2 protein-coding genes are annotated in these 1,695 nt (G+C 66.7%); one reads left to right on the plus strand and one right to left on the minus strand.

Annotation, left to right across the window (positions count from 1 at the left end; translation table 11 throughout):
* On the plus strand, positions 1-255 hold a 255-nt coding region (locus ACJH6J_RS30310; RefSeq protein ID WP_406805027.1), incomplete at its 5' end, for an IS1096 element passenger TnpR family protein.
* A 7-nt stretch (positions 256-262) separates the two neighbouring features.
* Here the strand turns inward: ACJH6J_RS30310 and ACJH6J_RS30315 are convergent.
* Positions 263-1,585: an ISL3 family transposase gene (locus ACJH6J_RS30315; RefSeq protein WP_052545499.1), complete on the minus strand. Its 1,323-nt coding sequence runs from the start codon at positions 1,583-1,585 to the stop codon at positions 263-265.
* Positions 1,586-1,695 lie beyond the last annotated feature (110 nt).

Consider the following 1,695-nt stretch of genomic DNA (forward strand, 5'->3'; position numbering starts at 1 on the left):
GAAGACGTTCTCGATGATCCACCTTCGGCTCCGGTGTGCCTGGCGGGCAAGATGGCCTGCCCGCCGGAGGATTGTGGTGGCTTGGGCGGCTATGAGGAATTGGCTGCGTGGGTTCGTGGCGGGTACGACCCGCGGGCAACACCGATGGGGCTGGGTGCGCAGGAGATGCGCGACTGGCTGCCCCGAGGCTGGCACCCCGATCGTTTCTCGGTGACCGAGACCAATGACGCTCTGGCCGCGTCGAATATGCGTTGAGGACTCTTCACTGCCGAGGTGCAAGGAGCTGAGTTCGGAAGCCTCCGGTCTCGAGCAGTGACCGGGCGATGTAGTTGGTGAGGTTGCGGAAGCCCAGCGCGGATCCGCGCAGGTGTTCGAGGCGGCCGTTGATCGCTTCGGTGGGCCCGTTGGAGGTGCCGGGGCGGTCGAAGTAGGCCAGCACGTCGGCGGCACGCTTCTTCAGGGTCCGTCCCAGGGTGATCAGTTCGGTCAGCGGCTTGGGAACGCCGGTGCTCAGCGTGGTGATCAGCGCCGCCATCATCGTGCGGCCTTTCGTGCGGTCGGGTTCACGATACGCGGCCACGGTGCGCTGATACATCTGCCAGGTGGCCTCGACTTCTGCGTGGGCGTCGGCGGCGAACAAGGCGGCCAGCCGGGTGCGCTGGCGGTCGGTGAGCAGATCGGCACCGGTGTGCAGGGTGCGTCGGCAGGTGTAGAGCGGGTCGGACTTGCGGCCGCGGTGCCCACATGTCGCCAGCTGCACCCGGCGGCGGCACTCATCGAGGGCGTTGCCAGCCAGGCGCACCACGTGGAAAGGGTCCATCACCGTCGCCGCCTCGGGCAGTTCCTCGGCGGTAGCGGTCTTGAACCCGGAGAAGCCATCCATAGCAACAACGTCCACGCCGTCACGCCAGTCCTGCGGCCGCTCGGCCAACCAGTCCTGAAACGCCTTTTTTGAGCGACCCTCGACCATGTCGAGCAGCCGAGCCGGACCGGTCCCGTCACGCACAGGGGTGAGATCGATGATGACGGTGACGTACCTGTCACCGCGACGGGTGTGCCGCCAGACGTGCTCATCGACGCCGATCACCGCCACGCCGTCGAAACGGGCCGGATCGGCGATCAGCACCCGTCGGCCTTCTGCCAGCACCGCGTTGTTGGCGGTGTTCCACGACACCGCGAGCGCTTCGGCGATGCGAGCCACGGATAGATGCTGGCAGACAATGGCTTCCAGCGCCCACCGCAGAGCACGCCGCGACAGCTTGGCACGTGGTTCGGCCATCCTGGTGGTGTCTTGTCGCCACACGTGGGCGCAGCCGGCGCACCGGTAGCGACGGATGGTCACCAGCAGTGTGGTGGGGCGCCACCCGAACGGCTCATGGGCCAGAGTACGGGTGAGGCTGTCGCGTGGGATGCCTTCTTCGCCGCAGCGACGACACCACCGGTCCTCGTCGGTCACCCGGCACGCCAGCACAGCACGGCCGGGCTCAAGGCGTTGTCCGGTCACCTGCAGCCCAAGTTCGTCGAGGCGGCAGAAAGTCGTCAGGTCAGCGCAGGCGAAGCCCGCCCGACCGGTAGCGTCAGGCACGTCGAGGTCTTTCGGATGAGGAGTGTAGGAACCCTCATTTTCGAGAGACCTCGACCTCTATCCCGGCAACGACGCGCCAACCACCTCTACACCCTCATCTGTGAAGAGCC

The organism is Mycobacterium sp. SMC-18 (assembly GCF_045310895.1).
Lineage (GTDB): Bacteria > Actinomycetota > Actinomycetes > Mycobacteriales > Mycobacteriaceae > Mycobacterium.